This window comes from Dermabacter sp. Marseille-Q3180, assembly GCF_940792985.1.
GTDB classification, from domain to species: Bacteria; Actinomycetota; Actinomycetes; order Actinomycetales; family Dermabacteraceae; genus Dermabacter; species Dermabacter vaginalis.
The window spans coordinates 495,042-516,162 of sequence record NZ_CALNWU010000001.1 but is presented as its reverse complement, the minus strand read 5'-3'; the positions used below and the strand labels follow the sequence as shown (position 1 = coordinate 516,162).

General features: G+C 63.8%; 20 protein-coding genes. 17 read left to right on the top strand and 3 right to left on the bottom strand.

Annotation, left to right across the window (positions count from 1 at the left end):
* Nucleotides 1-13: 13 nt before the first annotated feature.
* The gene (locus tag NBW56_RS02340) at nucleotides 14-2,272 is read right to left on the bottom strand and encodes a bifunctional alpha,alpha-trehalose-phosphate synthase (UDP-forming)/trehalose-phosphatase (protein WP_250257836.1); all 2,259 of its coding nucleotides are present in this window, start codon (nucleotides 2,270-2,272) and stop codon (nucleotides 14-16) included.
* Between the two features lie 164 nt (nucleotides 2,273-2,436).
* Here NBW56_RS02340 and lysA point away from each other — a divergent pair, with 164 nt between their 5' ends.
* From lysA to NBW56_RS02255, 17 genes are all read left to right on the top strand, one after another.
* Nucleotides 2,437-3,849 (top strand): diaminopimelate decarboxylase, encoded by a 1,413-nt coding sequence (lysA, locus tag NBW56_RS02335; RefSeq protein ID WP_250257835.1) that lies wholly within the window; start codon nucleotides 2,437-2,439, stop codon nucleotides 3,847-3,849.
* 132 nt (nucleotides 3,850-3,981) lie between these two features.
* Entirely contained in the window at nucleotides 3,982-4,911 is a 930-nt protein-coding gene (gene thrB, locus NBW56_RS02330) for a homoserine kinase (protein WP_250257834.1), read from the top strand.
* A gap of 278 nt (nucleotides 4,912-5,189) precedes the next feature.
* Entirely contained in the window at nucleotides 5,190-7,079 is a 1,890-nt protein-coding gene (gene rho, locus NBW56_RS02325; RefSeq protein ID WP_250257833.1) for a transcription termination factor Rho, read from the top strand.
* A 156-nt stretch (nucleotides 7,080-7,235) separates the two neighbouring features.
* Complete coding sequence (gene rpmE, locus NBW56_RS02320; protein ID WP_016664822.1) at nucleotides 7,236-7,448, top strand: 50S ribosomal protein L31; 213 nt, start codon at nucleotides 7,236-7,238, stop codon at nucleotides 7,446-7,448.
* A 104-nt stretch (nucleotides 7,449-7,552) separates the two neighbouring features.
* Complete coding sequence (prfA, locus tag NBW56_RS02315; protein ID WP_065248023.1) at nucleotides 7,553-8,650, top strand: peptide chain release factor 1; 1,098 nt, start codon at nucleotides 7,553-7,555, stop codon at nucleotides 8,648-8,650.
* 6 nt (nucleotides 8,651-8,656) lie between these two features.
* Complete coding sequence (locus NBW56_RS02310; protein ID WP_250257832.1) at nucleotides 8,657-9,583, top strand: N5-glutamine methyltransferase family protein; 927 nt, start codon at nucleotides 8,657-8,659, stop codon at nucleotides 9,581-9,583.
* Nucleotides 9,580-10,359 carry an L-threonylcarbamoyladenylate synthase gene (locus NBW56_RS02305; RefSeq protein ID WP_250257831.1) on the top strand — a complete coding sequence of 260 codons (780 nt, stop codon included), beginning with the start codon at nucleotides 9,580-9,582 and terminating at the stop codon, nucleotides 10,357-10,359. The genes NBW56_RS02310 and NBW56_RS02305 overlap by 4 nt, the downstream gene beginning before the upstream one ends.
* Nucleotides 10,356-11,480 (top strand): glycosyltransferase family 4 protein, encoded by a 1,125-nt coding sequence (locus NBW56_RS02300; protein ID WP_074299575.1) that lies wholly within the window; start codon nucleotides 10,356-10,358, stop codon nucleotides 11,478-11,480. Before NBW56_RS02305 ends, NBW56_RS02300 begins: the two co-directional genes overlap by 4 nt.
* Complete coding sequence (locus NBW56_RS02295; protein ID WP_250257829.1) at nucleotides 11,477-11,896, top strand: Cg1360 family ATP-synthase-associated protein; 420 nt, start codon at nucleotides 11,477-11,479, stop codon at nucleotides 11,894-11,896. The genes NBW56_RS02300 and NBW56_RS02295 overlap by 4 nt, the downstream gene beginning before the upstream one ends.
* A 185-nt stretch (nucleotides 11,897-12,081) precedes the next feature.
* Complete coding sequence (atpB, locus tag NBW56_RS02290; protein WP_250257828.1) at nucleotides 12,082-12,888, top strand: F0F1 ATP synthase subunit A; 807 nt, start codon at nucleotides 12,082-12,084, stop codon at nucleotides 12,886-12,888.
* Between the two features lie 92 nt (nucleotides 12,889-12,980).
* Complete coding sequence (atpE, locus tag NBW56_RS02285) at nucleotides 12,981-13,211, top strand: ATP synthase F0 subunit C (protein ID WP_250257827.1); 231 nt, start codon at nucleotides 12,981-12,983, stop codon at nucleotides 13,209-13,211.
* 12 nt (nucleotides 13,212-13,223) lie between these two features.
* Entirely contained in the window at nucleotides 13,224-13,766 is a 543-nt protein-coding gene (locus tag NBW56_RS02280) for a F0F1 ATP synthase subunit B (RefSeq protein ID WP_250257825.1), read from the top strand.
* 14 nt (nucleotides 13,767-13,780) lie between these two features.
* Nucleotides 13,781-14,593 carry a F0F1 ATP synthase subunit delta gene (locus NBW56_RS02275; RefSeq protein WP_250257824.1) on the top strand — a complete coding sequence of 271 codons (813 nt, stop codon included), beginning with the start codon at nucleotides 13,781-13,783 and terminating at the stop codon, nucleotides 14,591-14,593.
* 71 nt (nucleotides 14,594-14,664) lie between these two features.
* Entirely contained in the window at nucleotides 14,665-16,293 is a 1,629-nt protein-coding gene (gene atpA, locus NBW56_RS02270) for a F0F1 ATP synthase subunit alpha (RefSeq protein WP_250257823.1), read from the top strand.
* Between the two features lie 44 nt (nucleotides 16,294-16,337).
* Nucleotides 16,338-17,255: a F0F1 ATP synthase subunit gamma gene (locus tag NBW56_RS02265; RefSeq protein ID WP_250257821.1), complete on the top strand. Its 918-nt coding sequence runs from the start codon at nucleotides 16,338-16,340 to the stop codon at nucleotides 17,253-17,255.
* A gap of 27 nt (nucleotides 17,256-17,282) precedes the next feature.
* The gene (atpD, locus tag NBW56_RS02260; RefSeq protein ID WP_250257820.1) at nucleotides 17,283-18,767 is read left to right on the top strand and encodes a F0F1 ATP synthase subunit beta; all 1,485 of its coding nucleotides are present in this window, start codon (nucleotides 17,283-17,285) and stop codon (nucleotides 18,765-18,767) included.
* A 5-nt stretch (nucleotides 18,768-18,772) separates the two neighbouring features.
* Nucleotides 18,773-19,096 carry a F0F1 ATP synthase subunit epsilon gene (locus NBW56_RS02255; RefSeq protein ID WP_250258522.1) on the top strand — a complete coding sequence of 108 codons (324 nt, stop codon included), beginning with the start codon at nucleotides 18,773-18,775 and terminating at the stop codon, nucleotides 19,094-19,096.
* 126 nt (nucleotides 19,097-19,222) lie between these two features.
* Here the strand turns inward: NBW56_RS02255 and NBW56_RS02250 are convergent, their stop codons facing one another.
* Both NBW56_RS02250 and nucS read right to left on the bottom strand, forming a co-directional pair.
* Nucleotides 19,223-20,431, bottom strand: coding sequence for an N-acetylglucosamine-6-phosphate deacetylase (locus tag NBW56_RS02250; protein ID WP_250257819.1), 1,209 nt, complete (start codon nucleotides 20,429-20,431; stop codon nucleotides 19,223-19,225).
* Entirely contained in the window at nucleotides 20,432-21,115 is a 684-nt protein-coding gene (gene nucS, locus NBW56_RS02245) for an endonuclease NucS (protein WP_250257818.1), read from the bottom strand.
* Nucleotides 21,116-21,121: the final 6 nt, after the last annotated feature.

Here is a 21,121-nt window from a genome sequence, read left to right as displayed (position 1 = left end):
GGCTTTCTGCGGCTCACCCCGCGCGCTTCGCGAGCAGCTGCGCGAACAGTTCTTTGACCTCGTCTGGGCCTGAGACGCGGAAGCTCGCCGCGGTCTCGCCGGGGCCAACCTTGATGGTGAGGTCGCTACTGCCGGCGCGATTGAACACGGACTCGTCGGTGACATCGTCGCCGAGATAGAGCCAGGCGTCGCACGCGCACGCGCGAGCGAGAGCGTCGATCGCTTCGCCCTTCGTTGCGGGGATCACCGAGAATTCCACGACGGCCTTGCCGGGCGTGACCTTCGCGTGGCGAATCGAGCGCGCATACTCGAGTGCCTCTTCGGTCGCGTTCGCGGCGCCGCGGCCCTTCGCGTTGCGCGTGTGGAGCACGGCGGCCGTGGGCTTCTTTTCTACCTCGGTGCCCGGGTACTTGCGGGAGATCCGCTCGAGGGAGGCCGTGATCGAGGCGAGCTGCGAGCGGCGCTCATCCGTCATCGAAAGCGACGACGAATCGAGGATCCCCGCATCCATGCTCTCGGGAAGCGCCCCAACCTCGGCGCCGTGCGAGCCAATCAGCACCACCGAGCTCGGCATTTCCGTGAGCGAATCGAGATCCTCGAGGGAACGGCCCGAGACGAGCGCCACGTTCGTGCCGTCGAGACCCGAAAGGGAGCGAAGGGCCTGAAGCGACTCGGGAAGGGCGCGCGCCTCATCGCGGTTCGCGACGATCGGTGCGAGAACTCCGTCGAAATCCGAGGCGATGAGCACGCGCGGCGTTGCTGCGAAAGCCTCGATTGCGGAATCGAGGTCGGCGCGGGGCGGGCAAGCGTCGGCACTAAGAGTGGGGCGAGCCGGAGCCTTCCGGGCTTCTGCGCCCCGGTCCCCACCGACCCTCTCGAGTGCCTCGAGGAAATCCGACGCCCACCGCTGCACATCGTGATCGAACACCTGGCGGCGAAGCGAACGCATGTTGTCCTGCTGCTCCTCCTCGCTCATCGCGAGCGCGTGGAGGATCGCCGATTTGAGCTCGTCAATGTCGTGTGGGTTGACGAGGGTCGCGGCGCGAAGCTCATCGGCGGCGCCCGTGAACTCCGAAAGCACGAGAACGCCGCGCTCATCAACGCGCGAGGCGATGTACTCCTTCGCGACAAGATTCATGCCGTCGCGAAGGCTCGTCACGAGCACAACATCCGCGCACATGTACAGCGCGGTCATGTCGGTGCGGGGGAACGTGCGGTGCATGTACGAGATTGCAGGGCGGCCAATCGGGGCGAAGTCACCGTTGAGGCGCCCGACGGTTAGCTCGATCTCATCGCGCAGCTGCTTGTAGGCATCGACCCTTTCGCGCGACGGGGTCGCGACCTGGATCATCGTGACCTCGTGCGGGTCGATCGCTCCGTCGTTGAGGAGCTCGCCGTAGGCCTTGAGGCGGTGGCGGATGCCCTTCGTGTAATCGAGGCGATCCACGCCGAGCACGACCTTCTTCGGGTTGCCGAGCTGCTCGCGAATTTCCTTCGCCCGCGCGAGCACGGCCGGGTCCTTCGTGAGCTCGTCGTACACGCTCACGTCAATGGAGATGGGGAAGCAGCGCGCCTCGACCGTACGGTCGTCTTCAAGGCCAAGGCCCGGGACGATGATCTGGTGCTCGTTCGCGCGGTAGCCGAGGATCTGCCGCACGCACGTCGTGAAGTTGATGGCATCCCGCTCGCGCTGGAAGCCGAGCAGATCCGCGCCGAGCAGACCCCGCAGAACCGAGTCGCGCTTTGGCAGCTGCGCGAAAAGCTCGAACGGGGGGAAGGGGATGTGGTTGAACCAGCCGATCGTCACATCCGGGCGGAGGCTGCGGATCATTTCGGGAACGAGCTGGAGCTGGTAGTCGTGCACCCAGATCGTGCCGCCCTCGGAAGTCGCGGCAGCCGCGGCTTTCGCGAACTTGCGGTTCGCTTCCACGTACACGTCCCACCACGTGCGGTGGAAGTTCGGGTCGGCGATCACGTCGTGGTAGAGCGGCCACAGCGTGTCGTTCGAGAATCCCTCGTAGTACTTCTCGACCTCTTCGGCCGTAAGAGTCACGGGCACGAGGTGCATCGTGTCGATATCGAAAGGTTCGATGTCCTCCTCAGCGCCTCCGGCCCAGCCCACCCACGCGGCCGATTCAGCGTTGCGCATGACCGATTCCATTGCGGTCACGAGGCCGCCTGGGCTCGTCACCCACTCGGTCGAGCCATCGGGGGCGGTTTTGCGATCGACAGGGAGGCGATTGGCAACGACGACGAGGGATGCGCGGGACATGATGCTCCTTTACCGAGGCACGTGCTTCACGCCTTGACGCTATCAATTGTGGATGGGTGCTCGCGTAAAGTTCCGCATCTTCCCACGTGGACACCTGTGCGCTCGCGAAGGCCCACGACCTAGGGTTTTGCTCACCGAACGCCATCCACAAGCAAGGAGCCAGCATGCGCGCACACGAAGCGGGAGCCCTCCACGGAAACGATCTGGTTCCCCAGTGGCTGCCGTACCCGACCGACGTTAACCACCTCATCGAAGGGCTGTGGAGCGCGAAGACGACGCGCAACGCGCACGGCGAGGTTGAGGTCGCGGGAGTCGGGGTCAGCGCGATTAAGGAGCGGTTCGGGACGCCCACATTCGTGATCGACGAAGAAGATTTCCGCTCGCGCGCCCGACTTTTCCGCGACACGTTCGAGCGGGCTTTCGCGCCGCTTTCCGGCGTGGACATGAGCTATGCGGGCAAGGCTTTTCTTTCGACCGCGGTGGCGCGCTGGGTGCGTTCCGAAGGACTTGGCCTCGATGTGTGCTCCGGCGGGGAGCTCGCGATCGCGCTACGCGCGGGGTCCGACGCTCGCCGGCTCACATTCCACGGCAATAACAAAAGCGATGCGGAGCTCAAGTACGCGATCGAGGCCGGGGTGGGGCGCATCGTGATCGATTCCCTCGAGGAGATCGACCGCGTGAACGACATCGCCGTGGCGAGGGGCGTACGTCAACGCGTGCTCCTGCGCGTCACCTCGGGCGTGGAGGCGCACACGCACGAGTTCATCTCGACGGCCCACGAGGATCAGAAGTTCGGCATCTCGATCGCCACGGGGGAGGCCCTCGAGGCGATCCGGCGTGTGGAAGCCGCCGAGGCCCTCGCGCTCGACGGTCTCCACTCGCACATCGGTTCACAAATCTTCGATACCAACGGCTTCGAGGTCGCGGCGAGGCGCGTGCTTGCCCTCGCAAAGGAAGGGCGCGACGCGATTGGCCGCCCCCTTACTCACATCGTTCTTGGCGGCGGCTTCGGCGTGATGTACACGACTCAGAACACGCCCCGAACGGCCGAGCAACTGGCCGAACAGCTCGCCGCGATCGTCGAAAACTCCTGCCGCACACTCGAGCTGGAGATCCCAAGGCTCGGCTTCGAACCCGGGCGCGCGATTGCCGGGCCATCCACACAAACGCTCTACACGGTGGGCACGCTCAAGGATGTCGAGCTCGGCGCGGGTCAAAAACGCCTGTACGTGTCGATCGACGGTGGCATGAGCGACAACATCCGTACAGCCCTCTACGATGCCGACTACTCGTGCCTGCTCTCGAGTCGCACTTCCGCGGTTGAGCCGCGCGTTGTGCGCATCGTCGGCAAACATTGCGAAAGCGGCGACATCGTGGTGAAAGACGAATACCTCCCGGGCGACGTGAAGCGCGGCGACCTCGTTTCCGTGCCCGTCACGGGCGCCTACTGCTATGCCCTCGCCTCCAACTACAACAGCGCACTCAAACCCGCCGTCGTCTCCGTCAAAGACGGCACGGTCACCGAAATGATCCGCCGCGAAACCCTCGAGGACCTCCTCGCGCGAGACCTCGGGTAGCGGCAGAAAAGTGGCAACCGTCGGACACCGCACCCCCGAAACTCGCTACGCTTGAAGCGACGCTACCCGCATCAGGCCGGTGCGAGTCACCGGTGAAGCGCCGCGGCAGCAGCGCGATAAAGAGAGGCAAGTGTGAGAATCGCGAGAGAACGCGTGACGGTTCAGCCGTGCGCGACGAGCGCCAACCTTGGGCCGGGCTTCGATAGCCTCGGCGTTGCCCTTGACCTTCGCGACCGCTACACGCTCGAGGTCACCACGGGCGCCACCGAGGTGGTGATCAACGGCGAAGGGGCAGGTGAGCTGCCCGTCGACGACACGAACCTCATCGTGCGCACGCTGCGCGAGACCCTCGAATGGGTGGGTGCGCCCCAAATTGGCGTGCGGCTCACGTGCACGAACGTTATCCCCCAAGAAGCGGGGCTGGGTTCGAGCGCCGCAGCAATCGTGGGCGGAATTGCCCTGGCGCGAGGAATTCTCCAGGACCCAAGCGCCATCGACGATCAGGCGATGCTCGAGATCGCCGCCTCGATCGAGGGGCATCCCGATAGCGTTGCCCCTGCCATCTACGGAGGTGCATGCCTCGCCTACACCGAGGGAGAAGAAGTTCGTGCCGTGCGCTTGCGCGTCGCGAATGCTGCCGACGGTCGCCCCGTTCTGCGCCCCCTCATCATTTCGCCGAACCGCACGCTCTCCACCATCGCGGCTCGTGCGAGCCTCAGCCCCGACGTGCGTCGTCGCGACGCCACTCACAACATTGCCCGCGCCGCGTTGCTTGTCCACGCCCTCGCGGAGGACCCCTCGCGCCTGTTCGCGGCCACCGCCGATCGCCTTCACCAGGATCCCCGTAGGGAGCACATGCCTCAAAGCGTGAGTCTCGTGCATGTGCTGCGCTCGCAGGGCGTTCCCGCCGTAATCTCGGGGGCGGGGCCAACGATACTCATCCCCGCCGATGCCCCTGGCGATATCGCGCGCATCGTGAGTGAAGTGGTGGAAGACCCGGACGACTGGCGCCTCGCCCGCGTGCCCCTTGCACAAGAGGGCATTCGCACTGTGTTATCGTGAGGGTGCTCGGCCACGCGAACGTGGCCCCGCCCTCGTTGAAGGCTGGCGAACCGCCACCGCGTAAAGCCACAATCCTTCCCTCGGCGGTAGGCGATCGCATACGAGTCATTCTCATGGCGGCCGAGCATTCCTGACACCGACTGGTGCCCCTCCTTCGGCGTGAAAGCATCACGAGCCTCTCGCCAAGCGCCCGAGCGCGCGTTTTTCCCCGAAAAGAGCACCGTCACCTCACGAAACTGGGAACAACCACGGGACACACACCTCAGAAAGGACCCCGGGTGAACGACAACTACACCGACGCCGCCGAGCTTTCGGCAAAGAGGCTCCCGGAGCTTCAGGCCATCGCGACTTCCATGGGCATCCGCGGCGTGCGTAAGCTCCGCAAAGGCGAGCTGATCGAAGCCATCAGCACGGGCAAGGCACCGTCGGCCCCCGCCGCGCGCGCTCCCAAGGCGAGCGCCGCTGAAACCGCGGGCACGGCCGAACCTGCCCAGGCGAAGACGAAGAGCGCTGCGAGCGCTGAGCAGGCAGAGAAGCCCGCGCGCACCCGCAAAGACCAGAGCGAAAAGTCGAGCGACGACCAGGGCACCGCTCGCGAAAACCGCGCTGCTGAAGCCCGCGACAACGACGACGAGCGTGGCGACCGCCACGATCGCCGCCGGGGGGACAGCCCCCGCCGCGTCGAAGACATCAAACTCCCTGATTCCGAGACCGCGCGCGAGCGCCGCAAGGACGCGCGCGAGGACCGTCGCGATCGCCGCAGCGACCGCGGGCAGGGCGGCAACGACTCCGATCAAAAGAACCGTGAAGGTGAAGGCCGCCGCGACCGCCGCAATAACCGCGGCGATGGGGACGACAACACCAACGACCGTCGCGGTCGCCGCTCGCGTGGTCGCGAGCGCAACCGCAATCGCAACCGCCGCGATCACGACAACAACGGCGAGCCGCAGGTGCGCGAAGACGACGTGCTCGTCAAGGTTGCGGGCATTCTCGACATTCGCGATAACTACGCTTTCGTGCGCACCACCGGCTACCTCCCCGGCCCGAGCGATATTTACGTGTCGATGAACCAGGTGCGTAAGTATGGCCTGCGAAAAGGCGACGCAATCGTGGGCCAGGTCAAGGCCCCCAAGGACGGCGAAGAGCAGCAGCGCCAGCAGGACTTCCACCACGGTGGCGGCCGTGGGCGCGGGCGAGGCAACAAGGCCCACTCGAAGTTCGCGGCACTCGTGAGCGTCGACACCGTCAACGGCATGACACCGGAGAAGGCGAAAGCTCGCGTTGAATTCAACAAGCTCACGCCGCTGTACCCCGATACGCGCCTTCGCCTCGAGAACAAGGCCACGAACTTCACGCCGCGCATTATCGACCTCGTTGCTCCCGTGGGTAAGGGGCAGCGCGGCCTGATCGTGGCACCGCCGAAAGCCGGTAAGACCATCATCCTGCAGCAGGTTGCCGAGGCGATCACGCAGAACAACCCCGAGGTTCACCTCATGGTTGTGCTCGTCGACGAGCGCCCCGAGGAAGTCACCGACATGCAGCGCACCGTCAAGGGTGAGGTCATTGCCTCGACCTTCGACCGCCCCGCTGACGACCACACGACCGTCGCCGAGCTCGCGATCGAGCGCGCGAAGCGTCTCGTGGAAATGGGCCGCGACGTGGTTGTGCTCCTCGACTCGATCACGCGCCTCGGCCGCGCCTACAACCTCGCGGCGCCAGCCTCCGGACGTATCCTCTCGGGCGGTGTCGACTCCTCGGCGCTTTACCCGCCAAAGCGTTTCTTCGGTGCAGCCCGCAACGTGGAAAATGGCGGCTCGCTCACTATCCTCGCGACCGCGCTCGTGGATACCGGCTCGAAGATGGACGAAGTGATCTTCGAAGAGTTCAAGGGCACCGGCAACTGGGAGCTCAAGCTTGACCGCAAGCTTGCCGAGCGCCGCATTTTCCCCGCCGTCGACGTCAATGCGTCAGGCACGCGCCGCGAAGAAGAGCTCATGGGCAACGAAGAGCTCGCGATCATGTGGAAGCTGCGCCGCGTGCTCAGCCAGCTCGAGCAGCAGCAAGCGATCGAGCTTCTCCTCGAACGCCTCAAGAAGTCGCAAAACAACGGGGAGTTCCTGCTCGCCGTGTCGAAATCCACCCCGAAAGTTCCTCGCCAGGGCGAATAAGTCCGGGCGACGCTCGTGGGAAGCGGCCTGTAAGCAGAGTTACAGGCCGCCAACTGGAGCTCCGGCTTCCTTTCATGGGAAACTGGACGGCGGTTCTGGTTCACGGCCCGCGTCGCGGAGCCGACCCAGCGGCCATGAATGAAAAGGAGACATCACATGAAGAAGGGGATCCACCCCGAATACGTGGAGACCACGGTGACCTGCACCTGTGGCAACACGTTCGTGACCCGCAGCACGAAAGCCGACGGAAAGATCAACTCCGAGGTGTGCTCGGCCTGCCACCCGTTCTACACCGGTAAGCAGAAGATTCTTGACACCGGTGGCCGCGTGGCCCGCTTCGAAGCACGCTACGGCAAGCGCAAGAAGTAGCTTTTCAAAGCGGCGCTGGCACCCCGCCTCCATGTGGGATGTCGGCGCCGCTTTCGCGTACGCGAAACCTCCACGCCCGCTACACCACGTCAAGAAAGACCCTCATGTTTGAGAACGTGTCCTCGCTCGTTGATGAATTCTCGGCCCTCGAGCAGCAAATGGCCGATCCCGCGCTTCACAACGACCACAACAAGGCCAAGCGCGTGGGGCGCCGGTACGCCGAGCTCGGTCCCGTGGTGAGGGCGTACCGCGAGTGGCTTGCGACGGGCGAGGACCTCGAAACGGCGCGCGAGTTTGCCGAAGAGGATTCGTCGATGGCGGAGGAAGCGAAGGCGCTCGAAGCCAAGCGCGAAGAACTCACGGCTACGCTTGAGGACCTGCTCGCGCCGCGCGACCCCAACGACGCGCGCGACGTGATCCTCGAAGTCAAGGCCGGTGCGGGCGGCGACGAGTCAGCCCTGTTCGCCGCAGATCTCGTGCGCATGTACGAGGCGTACGCCACAAGGAATGGCTGGAGCACCGAGATCATTACCGAGACCGAGAATGACCTCGGCGGTTATAAAGATCTCTCGATGTCGATCCGCACGCGCGGCAATGTGGGTCCCGCTGAAGGCGTGTGGGCGCACCTCAAATACGAGGGCGGTGTGCACCGCGTGCAGCGTGTGCCCGTGACCGAATCCCAGGGCCGCATCCACACCTCGGCTGTCGGTGTTCTCGTTGTGCCCGAGGCCGACGAGGCAGATGAAGACGAGTTTCTCGCGGAACAACTCCACCCGAACAACCTGCGCATCGACGTCTACCGCTCGTCTGGCCCAGGCGGGCAGAGCGTGAACACGACCGACTCGGCCGTGCGCATCACGCACCTTCCCACGGGGCTCGTGGTGAGCTGCCAAAACGAAAAGAGTCAGCTCCAGAACAAGGAGCAGGCCATGCGAATCCTCCGCTCGCGCCTTCTCGACGCCGTGCACGCCGAGCAGGAAGCGGAAGCCTCCGCCACCCGTCGCTCCCAGGTGCGCACCGTGGATCGCTCCGAGCGCATCCGCACCTACAACTTCCCCGAGAACCGCATCGCCGACCACCGCACCGGGTACAAGGCCAACAACCTCGACCAGGTTCTCAACGGTGATCTTGAGCCGGTCGTGAAATCCCTCATGGATGCCGATCGTGAAGCGATGCTCGCCGCCGCAGGCTCGAACGAGTAGGCACACATGACTCGCGGGAGGCTCAGCGTGTCGCAGCGCGTCGCGCTCGCGCGGCGCAATGCATGCTCGAGGCTGCATGCGGCAGGCATTGACTCCGCCGAGGCTGAGTCGCGACTCATTGTTACCCACGCCGCGCGTGCGGGCACGTCCCTCGTGCTCCTCGACAAGCTCCCCGAAACCTTCGAGGCTGACGTCGACGCGGTGCTCACACGCCGCGAAAAACGCGAGCCCCTTCAGCTGATCCTCGGCGAAGCCCCCTTTCGCCGTCTCACCCTCGAAACCGCCCGCGGCGTGTTTCTCCCGCGGCCCGAGACCGAGCTCGCGCTCGACATCGCCCACACGTGGGTGCACGACGAAGGCCAGCAAGCGTCGGACCCCCTGCGCGCCCTTGACGCCTGCACCGGAAGCGGAACCCTCGCCGCCGCGCTCCTCGACGAATTCCCCGCCGCCCACGTGAGCGCGTTTGACGTGAATGAGCGCGCCGTGGAACTTGCGCAGCGCAACTGCGAAGCTGCCGGGCCAGGCCGCTCCGACGTCTTTTGCGCCGAATTGCCCACGGAGAAAAAAGAACTCGACAACTTTGTGCGAGCGTACATTCCCGAGCGGCCGCTCGACCTCGTCCTTGCAAACCCTCCCTACATCCCGGCACGCGAGATCCCTTCCGACCCCGAGGTGCGCGACTATGACCCGCACGAAGCGCTCTTTGGGGGAGGGGAGAGCGGACTCGACGTTCCCGGCGCCGTGATTGAGCTCGCCGCACGCCTCTTGCGTCCAGGTGGGCTCCTCGTGATGGAGCACGATGAAAGTCAGGGGGACGCGACTCGAGCGCTCGCCGGGGCCACAGGAAACTTCGAGATGATCCGCACCGCGTGCGACCTCACGGGACGCGACCGCTTTCTCGTGGCGCACCGCGCACCACAAGTGAGAGAATGAGGCACGTGAGCGTTTACGACTACACCGACGAATCCACGCGCGAGGCCGCCCTCGAGGCGGCAGCCACCGCCGTCAAGGACGGCAAACTCCTCGTGCTGCCCACCGACACCGTGTACGGGATCGGTGCCGATGCCTTTAACAAGGACGCCGTTCAAGCGCTCCTCGATGCCAAGGGCCGTGGCCGCCAGTTCCCGCCTCCCGTGCTGATCGGTGACCCGAACGTTATGCACGCCCTCGGCTTCGATATTCCTCCGATTATCGAGGATCTCGTGGAGGAATACTGGCCCGGCCCGCTCACCGTGATCGTCCAGGCCCAGCCCTCCCTGCACTGGGACCTTGGCGAAACCAAGGGCACGGTGGCGCTGCGCATGCCCAACCATGAGGCCGCCATCGCGCTTCTTAAGAGGACCGGTCCGCTCGCCGTGTCGAGTGCGAATAAGCACGGTGGTGAGGCCGCCAAGAGCGTCATGGACGCGGCCGTGCAGCTCGGTGATGCAGTCGAGGTGTACCTCGACGGCGGCAAATCGCGCATTGGTGAGTCCTCGACGATCATCGACGCGACAGTAAACCCCCCGAAGATCCTGCGCCGTGGTGCGTTGAGCGAAGAAGAGATCGTGGAAAAGTTCGGGGAAATCTTCACGCCGGAAAAGACGCACGATCCCGAAGAGGTCGACCACGCCGAAGAATCTGTAGAGCCCGGAGAGGTTCAAGAAGCCGACGGCGCGAAGGCGCCCGAAGAAAAATCCACTGCCGGCGAGGATAAGGCCGACGCTTGAGGGTTTACCTCTTTCTTCTCCTGATCGCCGCGGCCGTCACCTATCTCGTGACGCCCGCGGCGCGCGTCGTTGCGAGGCGCATCGGCGCGATGACCGCCGTGCGTGACCGTGATGTGCATCAGGATGTCACCCCTCGACTCGGTGGGGTGGCGATGTTCGCGGGTGTCGCGGTCGCGATGGTGCTTGCCTCGAACGTTCCCTTCCTCGACCCCATTTTTCGCGGTTCCTTTAAAGTCTGGTCGATCCTCATTGCGGGCGGGCTTATTTGCCTGCTCGGCGGTCTCGACGACAAATTTGACCTCGACTGGCTCACGAAACTTGCCGGCCAAGTGCTCATCGCGCTGTTCGTCGCGTCGCAGGGAGTGCAGTTGACTACCCTCCCGATCGGGGGGCTCACGCTCATTTCCGCCCGGTCCTCGCTCATTTTGACCGTCATCGTGATTGTGGCAGCGATGAACGCCGTGAACTTTATCGACGGGCTCGACGGACTCGCCTCCGGGGTCATGGCGATCGGGGGAGGAGCCTTCTTTATCTACGCCTACCTGCTCACGCGCGACGTCTCCTCAACCGACTACTCCTCGATGGCCGCGCTGATCACCGCGGTCATGATTGGTGCGTGCCTCGGATTCCTCCCGCACAACTTTTCAAAGGCGCGTATCTTCATGGGCGATTCGGGAGCCCTTTTCCTCGGTCTTTTGCTGGTCTCGGCAACCATCGCCGTGACTGGCCAGGTTGATCCGGCACGTCTCGCCCCCTCCGATGCCTTCGGCCAGCTTCTTCCGATCCTCATGCCCGTGGGCGTCATGATCCTTCCCGCCCTCGACATGGTGCTTGCGGTTGTGCGGCGCGTGGGAAGCGGAAAATCCCCCTTTCATGCGGACCGTCGGCACCTGCACCATCGCCTGCTCAACCTTGGCCACTCGAAACTCGGCGCCGTGCTGATCATGTACACGTGGACCGCGCTCGTGTGCCTATGCCTTCTTGCGCCCGTATTTTTCGAGGTCAAGACCGCAATGATCATTTGGATCGGCTCACTCGTCATCGCTATAGTCGTGACCCTTGACCCCCTGCGGGCGCTCGCTCGCGCTCGAAAAAATCAGGACCTGGAGAAAACCTCATGAGCACCGCAGAAAAGAACCGCGCGCACAACAACGCCCTGGTGCAAAAAGGCGCTGTCACTTCGGTCCTCGTTGGCATCGTGATCTCCGCGATCGTCGTGCTCGTCGCGTGGCTAGGGTTCGACGCGCATGCACGCAACGGCGCGCTCGTGGGGGCGGGACTTTCACTCGTGATTACCCTGCCGTCGCTCATCGTCGCCTACTGGGGCGTGAAGCAGAGCCCCACTCTCATGTTCGGCACCGTACTACTCACGTGGACACTCAAGATGGTCGTGCTGATTCTGATCTTGATCGTGCTGCGCGGTGAGCCTTGGCTGTCCATGCCGTGGGTGGGAATTGCGCTTCTCTTCGGGGCAGTAGCGCCGATCGCGGTCGAAGGTGTGCTGCTCGCGCGCACGCGCCCGAAAATTGAGGTGTAGCGCGCTGATCCTGAGTCAAAAACCCGGCTCGTCCTCTGCTATATTGATGCAGAATGCTGAACGAAAACGGCGAAGTCTGCACGGGTGCTGAGAGCGCGTGCACGGCATCGAAGCCGTTTCGAACAGACCGTCCCGTGCCCGTGGCACACGCCAAGCGTGAGCCGAGAACCCTGGAGTAAGAGCAGTTGATTCCTAGCGAAACTACTCGTCTCGTCGCTGAAAGTGGGCTGGATTTCCATACCCCTTCCCTTGCCGACTTCTTCCCCGACGCGATCCTCTTTGCGGGCACCCCGTTTGAGTTCAACCGCGTGCAACTCGTGCGCCTCATCGTTGTGGTGGGATGCCTCGCGATTACCTACGCAATAGCCTCCCGGGCCAAGGTTGTGCCGGGGCGCATCCAGAGCATTTTTGAGATGTTCATGGGCTTCATTCGCGACAATGCGATCGAGCCCGTGCTCGGTAAAGCAAAGGGACGTCGCTTCGCGCCCATGCTCTACACGCTGTTCTTCCTCATCCTCTCGATGAACCTCGCGGGCGTCACCCCCGGTCTCAACCTCGCGGGCACCTCCGTGATTGGCATGCCCCTCATGCTCGCGCTGTGGACCTTCGCCACCTACGTCATCTGCGGCATGAAGCAGCACGGTGTGCTCGGCTACATCAAGCACGAAACAATGCCCCCGGGCGTTCCGAAGCCTGTGTACTTCCTGCTCGTGCCCATCGAATTTCTTCAGCTCGCCGTCGTGCGCTGGTTCTCGCTGACCATCCGTCTTCTCGCCAACATGGTCGCGGGCCACATGATGCTCGTCGTGTTCATCTCGCTCACGCAAGCACTCTTGCTCTCCGGATCGCTGCTCATGATCGCGAGCCCGTTCGCGGGCGTCTTCGCCCTCGGCATCTACGGCTTCGAAGTCTTCGTTGCCCTCCTCCAGGCCTTCATCTTCACGATCCTCGCGTCCGTGTACATCAACATGGCCACGAGCGAAAGCCACTGACCACCCGAGTCACCTAGATTTTCCCTTAGAGCTTCGGCTCACAACCGAAACCCTGCCCGGCAACGCGGCAGAAAACTGAAAGGAATACCCTCGTGGGCACCACCATTCTCGCTGAAATCAACGGCAATCTCTCATCGCTCGCCTACGGCATCGCGGCCTTCGGCCCGGGAATCGGTATCGGCATGATCGGCGCCAAGACCGTTGAGTCGATGGCGCGCCAGCCCGAGATCCGCGGCTCGCTTCAGACGACCATGATTATCGCTATCGCGTTTGTCGAGATCATCGCGCTTCTCGCGATCGTGACCGGCCTCCTCTTTTCCTGAGGTTAATTCCCCATGTATCTGGCAAGTGGAGAAGGAGAGGTCAGCAAGTACGCCCTGCTGATCCCCCATGTCCCTGAAATTTTTTGGAGCGCCATCTTCATCCTCATCTTTGCCGTCGTATTCATGAAGTTCGTTCTCCCGAAGATGAATCGGGTCCTGGACGAACGTGCAGCGAAGATCGAGGGTGGCATCCGTAAGGCGGAGGAGGCCCAGTACGAGGCCGATCGCCTCAAGGCCATGCAGGAAGGCGAACTCGCTGCCGCACGCCGTGAAGCCGCCGAGATGCGCGAAAAGGCCCGCGAAGAGGGCTCGCGCATCATCGAAGAGGCTCGCACTCGCGCAAGCCTCGAGACCGAGCGCATGATCGGTGCGGGCAAGCAACAGATCGCGGCCGAGCAGGCGCAGGCAAGCGCCGAGCTTCGCGGCGAAGTTGGCTCGCTTGCGAGCACCCTCGCCTCGAAGATCGTGGGCGAGTCGCTTAGCGACGACGAGCGCTCGCGCCGCGTGATCGATCGTTTCCTCGACGAGCTTGAATCGTCGACCGCGGCGAAGTAAGGAAGGCACAGCATATGCGCGGAGTTTCCGCCAAGTCGCTCCACAGCGTGCTTAGGCACGCCTCGGAGTCCACCTCGGCGAACGCCCCCACCACCGAGATCGCACACGAGCTTTTCGAAGCCGTGCGCGTCATCGACTCGAGCAATCAGCTCGTGCGCCTCTTGAGCGACCCCGGTCGCGACGAGGACCTCAAGGCCGATGTCGTGCGGCGCCTTTTTGGCGGCCGCGTCAGCGAGGCCGCCCTCGAGGTTCTTCTTGAGGCTTCGCGGTGCACCTGGTCGGAGCAAAACCACCTCCTCGAAGGAATTGAGTTTGCGGGCGTTTCCCTCGTTCTCGAGGAAGCTCGAGGGCGAGGTGCAGCGCACACCGTGGAAGAAGAACTCTTTCAGGTCGCGCGCCTCGTCGAGGACACCCCGGAGCTCTCCGAAGCGTTCGACTCCAAGCGCGACGACATCTCGGCGCGCGTGGGGATCATCGAGAGGCTCCTGAGTGGCAAGGTGGATTCGGCAACCGTCGCCATTGCCGCTCAAGCGGTGAGCTTCGAGCCCTCTGCCAAGGTTCCCGCCCGACTCCTCGGGTTCGCGAACTTTGCGAGCGCCGAACGTGACCGCCGTTCCGGCGTAGTCACGAGCGCGGTCGAACTGACTCCCGAGCAGCAGGAACGCCTCACGCGCATCCTTTCCGCCCGTTACGGCGGGGAGCTGAGCCTGAACTACGAGATCGACCCGAGCGTGATTGGCGGCCTCCGCATCACGATCGGTGACGACCTCTACGACGCCACGATCTTCGGCCGTGTTCGCGATGCGCGCGAACGCATTTCCGCCTAAGAATCACCAACGAGAACACGTACCACCCCTCCCGGTAGCGCCGGGAATGACCAAGAAGGAAGCGGAGCGCGATGGCCGAGCTCACCATTCGTCCCGAGGACATCCGGGACGCACTCGACACTGCGGTGTCGAACTACCAGCCCCAGAACGCAGGTCGCGAAGAAATCGGCCGCGTTACCGAATCAGCAGACGGCATTGCACGCGTCTCGGGTCTGCCGAACCTCATGGCAAACGAGCTCGTGCGCTTCGAGGACGGCACGCTTGGACTCGCCCTCAACCTCGAACTTCGCGAGGTCGGCGTCGTTGTTCTCGGTGAATTCACCGGCATCGAAGAAGGCCAGGAGGTGCGCCGCACCGGGGAGGTCCTTTCGGTCCCCGTTGGCGACGGCTACCTCGGCCGTGTCGTTGACCCGATGGGCCGCCCGATCGACGGCCTCGGTGACATCGAGACCACGGGCCGCCGCGCACTCGAACTCCAGGCGCCGAGCGTCATGCAGCGTAAGAGCGTGAAGGAACCGCTCCAGACCGGCATCAAGGCCATCGACGCGATGACCCCGATCGGTCGCGGCCAGCGCCAGCTCATCATTGGCGACCGCCAGACCGGCAAGACCACGATCGCCGTGGACACGATCCTCAACCAGAAGGCCAACTGGGAAACGGGCGACCCGGATCAGCAGGTGCGCTGCATCTACGTTGCCGTGGGCCAGAAGGGCTCGACGATCGCCTCCGTGCGCGCGACCCTCGAAGAAAACGGCGCGCTCGACTACACCACTATCGTTGCCGCCCCTGCCTCCGACCCCGCGGGCTTCAAGTACATCGCTCCCTACGCGGGCTCGGCAATCGGCCAGCACTGGATGTACGAGGGCAAGCACGTCCTCATTGTGTTCGACGACCTCTCGAAGCAGGCCGAGGCCTACCGCGCCGTGTCGCTTCTGCTTCGCCGTCCGCCGGGCCGCGAGGCCTACCCGGGCGACGTCTTCTTCCTCCACTCGCGTTTGCTTGAGCGCTGTGCGAAGCTCTCCGACGACATGGGTGGCGGTTCGATGACTGGTCTGCCGATCATCGAAACGAAGGCCAACGACGTCTCGGCCTACATCCCGACGAATGTCATCTCGATTACCGACGGCCAGTGCTTCCTTCAGTCGGATCTCTTCAACGCCAACCAGCGCCCCGCAGTCGACGTGGGTATCTCGGTGTCGCGCGTTGGCGGTTCGGCGCAGACCAAGGCCATGAAGGGTGTTTCCGGTACGCTCAAGATTTCGCTCGCGCAGTACCGCGACCTCGAGGCGTTCGCGATGTTCGCCTCGGATCTCGACGCGGCTTCGAAGCAGCAGCTTGCGCGCGGCGCTCGCCTGACCGAGCTCCTCAAACAGGGCCAGGCAAAGCCCATGCCGTTCGAGGAACAGGTGGTGTCGATCTGGGCCGGCACGAAGGGCAAGCTTGACGAGATCGAGGTCGAGGACATCCTCGAGTTTGAGGGGCGCCTGCACGAGTTCCTGCGCCACAACGGCACGATCCTCGAAACCATCCGCGAGACCAGGAAGTTCTCGCCGGAAACCGAAGCGGAACTCGAGACCGTGATCGAGAACGTCAAGCGCGACTACTTCGCTGAGAAGCAGAAGGACGCCGTGTACGACAACAATGGCGTGATCGAAGACGAGGCCATCGAGCAAGAGTCGATCCTCAAGTCCTCCAAGTAGTGGCGGATGTTCGAGTAAGAGAACGTTAGTCACGAGGGAGAGATATGGGAGCCCAGCAAAGGGAATACAAGAAGCGGATCGGCTCCGCGAAGGGCATGAAGAAGATCTTCCAGGCCCAGGAAATGATCGCGGCTGCCCGAATCTCGAAGGCACACGCGCGCGTGCAGGCCACGACCCCCTACGCGCAGGCGATCACGAACGCGATCGCCTCGGTCGTGCAGCACTCGGAAGAGACGAACCACCCGTTTCTTGAAGCGGATCGTACTTTCTCGAATCGCGTGGGGGTTCTGCTCATTACCTCGGATCGCGGTATGGCCGGTTCGTACTCGCCGAGCGCCATCCGCGAGGCCGAGCACCTCACGAACAAGCTTCGCGACGAGGGCAAAGAACCGATCATGTACGTCGTTGGCCGCAAGGGCGATTCGTACTACCGGTTCCGTAACCGACCGGCGGAGAAATCGTGGATCGGCGTTAAGGAAGAAGACCTTCCGAAACTCGGTCGCGAAATCGCCTCACTCTTCCGCGAGGCTCTACTCACGGAAGAAATCGAGGACCATCTCGACGAGCTCTACGTCGTGGGGCACCGGTTTACGAACCGATTCCGCCAGGACGTGAACGTCGTGCGCCTCGTGCCGCTGCAGTTGAGTGCCGAAGGCGCCGAGAGCCGATTGACGAAGCAGTATCCGCTGTACGAGTACACGCCGAACGCCGAAGAGGTGTTCGAACAGCTCGTGCCGCGCTACGTCGAGTCGCGCATCATCAACATCCTTCTTCAATCGATCGCGTCGGAGCACGCGAGCAGGCAGAAGGCCATGAAGACTGCGACCGACAACGCGGAAACGCAGATCCAGAAGTTCACGCGCCTCGCAAACTCCGCTCGCCAGGCCGAGATCACGCAGGAAATCACGGAGATCGTGGGCGGTGCGGACGCCCTCAATGCCTCCGGCAGGAAAGAACGCTGAGCACGAAAGCACATTTGGAGTAAAAGAATGACCATCACCGAAAATGCCCCGGCACAGACCGAGGCTAGCGCCGTCATCGGTCGTGTCGCTCGCGTGACCGGCGCCGTTGTCGACGTCGAATTCCCCGCGGGCCAGATCCCCGACATGTACAACGCTCTCGTCACCGAGATTGAGCTGCCCACGGGCGATGAGGACGGCGGCACGAGCACGCAGACCCTCACCCTCGAGGTCGCCCAGCACCTCGGCGACGGTATGGTGCGCGGCATCGCGCTCAAGCCGACCGACGGTCTCGTGCGCGGCCAGGCCGTGCGCGACACGGGCGCACCCATCTCCGTTCCCGTTGGCGACTTCACCCTCGGACGCGTTTTCGACGTCGTGGGCAATGTGCTCAACGGCGACAAGGGTGAGAAGCTCGAGATCAACGAGCGTTGGCCCATTCACCGCAAGGCCCCGAACTTCGATCAGCTTGAGTCGAAGACTCAGATGTTCGAGACCGGCATCAAGTCGATTGACCTCCTCACCCCGTACGTGCAGGGTGGCAAGATCGGCCTGTTCGGCGGCGCCGGCGTGGGCAAGACCGTTCTTATTCAGGAGATGATCTACCGCGTGGCGAACAACCACGACGGCGTCTCCGTGTTCGCCGGTGTTGGCGAGCGCACGCGTGAGGGCTGGGACCTCATCGAGGAAATGACCGAATCGGGCGTGATCGAGAAGACTGCCCTTGTGTTCGGCCAGATGGACGAGCCGCCGGGCACGCGTCTTCGCGTGGCACTTTCGGCTCTCACGATGGCGGAGTACTTCCGCGACGTGCAGAACCAGGACGTGCTCCTGTTCATCGACAACATCTTCCGCTTCACGCAGGCAGGCTCCGAGGTGTCGACCCTCCTTGGCCGCATGCCTTCGGCGGTGGGCTACCAGCCGAACCTCGCGGACGAGATGGGTGTGCTCCAGGAGCGCATTACCTCGACGCGCGGCCACTCGATTACGTCGATGCAGGCGATTTACGTTCCCGCTGACGACTACACCGACCCGGCTCCGGCCACGACGTTTGCGCACCTCGATGCGACGACCGAGCTCAGCCGTGAGATCGCTTCGCGTGGTCTCTACCCCGCGATCGATCCGCTTGCTTCGACCTCGCGCATCCTCGACCCGCGCTACATCGGCCAGGATCACTATGATGTCGCGGTTCGCGTCAAGCAGATTCTTCAGCGCAACAAGGAACTTCAGGACATCATCGCGATGCTCGGTGTCGATGAGCTCTCGGAAGAGGATAAGGTCATCGTCGCGCGCGCACGCCGCATCCAGCAGTTCCTTTCGCAGAACACCCACATGGCGAAGCAGTTCACGGGTGTGGACGGCTCGGACGTGCCGCTGCGCGACACCATCGAAGGCTTCAAGGGCATTTGCGACGGCGAGTTCGACCACATCGCCGAGCAGGCGTTCTTCAACGTTGGCGGTATTGACGACGTGCTGAAGAACTGGGATCGCATCCAGAAGGAAACTTCGAAGTGAGTGCCATGAAGGTCAACTTCGTGTCGGCCGAGGGCAGCATCTGGGAAGGCGAAGCCGAGTACGTTTCGGTCTTCGCCATCGACGGCGCGATGGGCATCATGGCCGGCATGGAGCCGCACCTTGCGCTCCTGAGCGAGGGCCCCGTGGTGATTACCGAAGTCGGTGGGGCGAAGCACGAGTTCCAGGTCACGGGCGGTTTCTGCTCCGTTGACGACGAGGCCGTGAACGTCGTTGCCGACGAGGTCCTCACCGAGGAAGCGGCCCGCGAGGCGGCTCTTCCACGCTCTACTCCGTCATCAGAGCTCGAAGGAGAGGCCGAGACCGACTAAGGGTCTTTCCTCCTCTCGTGAAAAGCGGCCCCGCCAGCGCACCGTGTGCGCGGCGGGGCCGCTTTCCTGTGCCCTGTCTCCGGGCGGCCGAATGCCGCGATGCGAAAACGAAAGGAACGGGGCCGCTTAGGAGGCGTCGGAACTGAACCACTCACCCGCGTGCATGACCCGTTCGGGCTCGAGCCCCTCGGCGCTCACGAGCGCGAGGTCCGCGCGGGCACCCTCACGAATCTCGCCGATATCGTCGCGTCCCAGTACCGTCGCGGGGGTTGCGGTTGCGGCGAGAATAGCGCGCTCAAGAGGCACGCCTGCCTCGAGGTGGGCGAAGCGTACGACGTCGAGTAGGTGGGCGGTGCCTCCCGCGATCGCGCCACCTTCGGTGAGGGTTGCAACGCCGTCTTTGACCGTGACGGGAAGCGAGCCCAGAACGTAGTCGCCGTCGGCCATTCCCGTCGCGGCCATCGCGTCGGTGATGAGCATGATGTGCCCGTCGCCGATGAGGTCGAACGTGTAGCGTACGGTGTCGGCGGACGTGTGGACGCCGTCGGCGATGAGCTCGGCGACTACCGTGCCGGCGGCGGCTTGGTCGATGGCGGCGAATGCAGGGCCGGCGTCGCGATGGTGGATGGGGCGCATCGCATTGAACAGGTGGGTGGCGGTTGGCTTCAGGGAACGGGCGACGGGTCCGACGCTTGCCAGCTCTTCTTGAGCCCTCTGAATCGCGGTGACCATCTGCTCACCGGTGCAGTCCGTGTGGCCATAGCTCGGGAGGGCGCCGTGCGCGATGAGGGCGCGGGACACGCTGCCATCGAGATCGGCTTCGGGGGCGATTGTCATGGTCGCGATGGCGCCGCCGCCTTCCTCTAGCAGCTCGAGCGTGCGCGCGGCGTCCCCCTCAGCGATGAACTGGGGGTCGTGAGCACCCTTGCGAGCGTGGGAGATGAAAGGACCTTCGAGGTGAATTCCGGCCAACTCGCCGGCCTCGACGAGCGACCGTAGCGCGCGCACCCTCGACATGAGCGTGTCCTGCGCGGCGGTCACGAGTGAGGCAACGATGCTCGTCGTGCCGTGGGCGCGGTGCTCCGCGATCGCCGGTGCCGCCTGCGCCGGGTCCTCGGTGTCAGGGAAGGAGAATCCACCGCCGCCGTGGCAGTGGAGGTCCACGAGCCCCGGAAGAATGAGACCGTCGTGGCACACGTGGTCGTCGAAGGTGAGGCCGCTTGGCACACCACGTGCCGGGCCGGCGTAGGTGATCGTGTCGTCCTCAAGGAGGATCGCGGCATCCGGAACGAAGGAGCCGGAAAGGAAGGCGGTGCCATCGATGCGCGTGACCATTTAGAAGAGCCTCAATTCAGAGTTGTCGATTCCACGAAGTTCGTCATAGTCAAGGGTGAGACATTCGAAGCCGCGGTCCTTCGCAAGCGTGCGGGCCTGCGGCTTGATTTCCTGCGCGGCGAACATCCCGGTCACGGGGGCGAGGAGCGGGTCGCGGTTGAGAAGCTCGACGTAGCGGGTCAGTTGCTCGACTCCGTCGATCTCGCCGCGGCGCTTGATTTCGATCGCGACCGTTCCGCCTTCGGGGTTCTTCGCCAGAATGTCCACGGGGCCGATAGCGGTGGGGTACTCGCGGCGCACGAGCTTCCAGCCCTCCCCGATGCTTGCCATGTTTTCGGCGAGGAGCGCCTGCAGATGAGCCTCGACGCCTGCCTTTTGGAGACCAGGGTCGATTCCGAGATCGCGGCTCATCTCCTCGAAAAACTCGAACACCGTGATTTCAAGGCTGTCACCGGTCTTCTTATGCGTAACCTTCCACATTTCGAGGGCGTCCTCGGCCTCGGCGGGTTCGATCGCGAGCGTGCACGGCGGTGCCATCCAGTTGAGGGGTTTATAGCTGCCGCCGTCGGAGTGGACGAGCACACTTCCGTCAGCTTTCACCACGAGAAGCCGAGGGGCTCGCGGGAGGTGCGCCGTAAGCCGACCGACGTAATTGACAGAGCATTCCGCTAGAACTAATCGCACCGGTAA

What these genes read in the sequence shown, in the direction of transcription:
- NBW56_RS02255 (WP_250258522.1), top strand. Translation starts at nt 18,773, where the DNA reads ATGAAGGTCAACTTCGTGTCGGCCGAGGGCAGCATCTGGGAAGGCGAA.
- NBW56_RS02280 (WP_250257825.1), top strand. Translation starts at nt 13,224, where the DNA reads ATGTATCTGGCAAGTGGAGAAGGAGAGGTCAGCAAGTACGCCCTGCTG.
- NBW56_RS02275 (WP_250257824.1), top strand. Translation starts at nt 13,781, where the DNA reads ATGCGCGGAGTTTCCGCCAAGTCGCTCCACAGCGTGCTTAGGCACGCC.
- rpmE (WP_016664822.1), top strand. Translation starts at nt 7,236, where the DNA reads ATGAAGAAGGGGATCCACCCCGAATACGTGGAGACCACGGTGACCTGC.
- NBW56_RS02250 (WP_250257819.1), bottom strand. Translation starts at nt 20,431, where the DNA reads ATGGTCACGCGCATCGATGGCACCGCCTTCCTTTCCGGCTCCTTCGTT.
- NBW56_RS02295 (WP_250257829.1), top strand. Translation starts at nt 11,477, where the DNA reads ATGAGCACCGCAGAAAAGAACCGCGCGCACAACAACGCCCTGGTGCAA.
- atpA (WP_250257823.1), top strand. Translation starts at nt 14,665, where the DNA reads ATGGCCGAGCTCACCATTCGTCCCGAGGACATCCGGGACGCACTCGAC.
- NBW56_RS02265 (WP_250257821.1), top strand. Translation starts at nt 16,338, where the DNA reads ATGGGAGCCCAGCAAAGGGAATACAAGAAGCGGATCGGCTCCGCGAAG.
- lysA (WP_250257835.1), top strand. Translation starts at nt 2,437, where the DNA reads ATGCGCGCACACGAAGCGGGAGCCCTCCACGGAAACGATCTGGTTCCC.
- NBW56_RS02310 (WP_250257832.1), top strand. Translation starts at nt 8,657, where the DNA reads ATGACTCGCGGGAGGCTCAGCGTGTCGCAGCGCGTCGCGCTCGCGCGG.
- NBW56_RS02340 (WP_250257836.1), bottom strand. Translation starts at nt 2,272, where the DNA reads ATGTCCCGCGCATCCCTCGTCGTCGTTGCCAATCGCCTCCCTGTCGAT.
- prfA (WP_065248023.1), top strand. Translation starts at nt 7,553, where the DNA reads ATGTTTGAGAACGTGTCCTCGCTCGTTGATGAATTCTCGGCCCTCGAG.
- atpD (WP_250257820.1), top strand. Translation starts at nt 17,283, where the DNA reads ATGACCATCACCGAAAATGCCCCGGCACAGACCGAGGCTAGCGCCGTC.
- NBW56_RS02305 (WP_250257831.1), top strand. Translation starts at nt 9,580, where the DNA reads ATGAGGCACGTGAGCGTTTACGACTACACCGACGAATCCACGCGCGAG.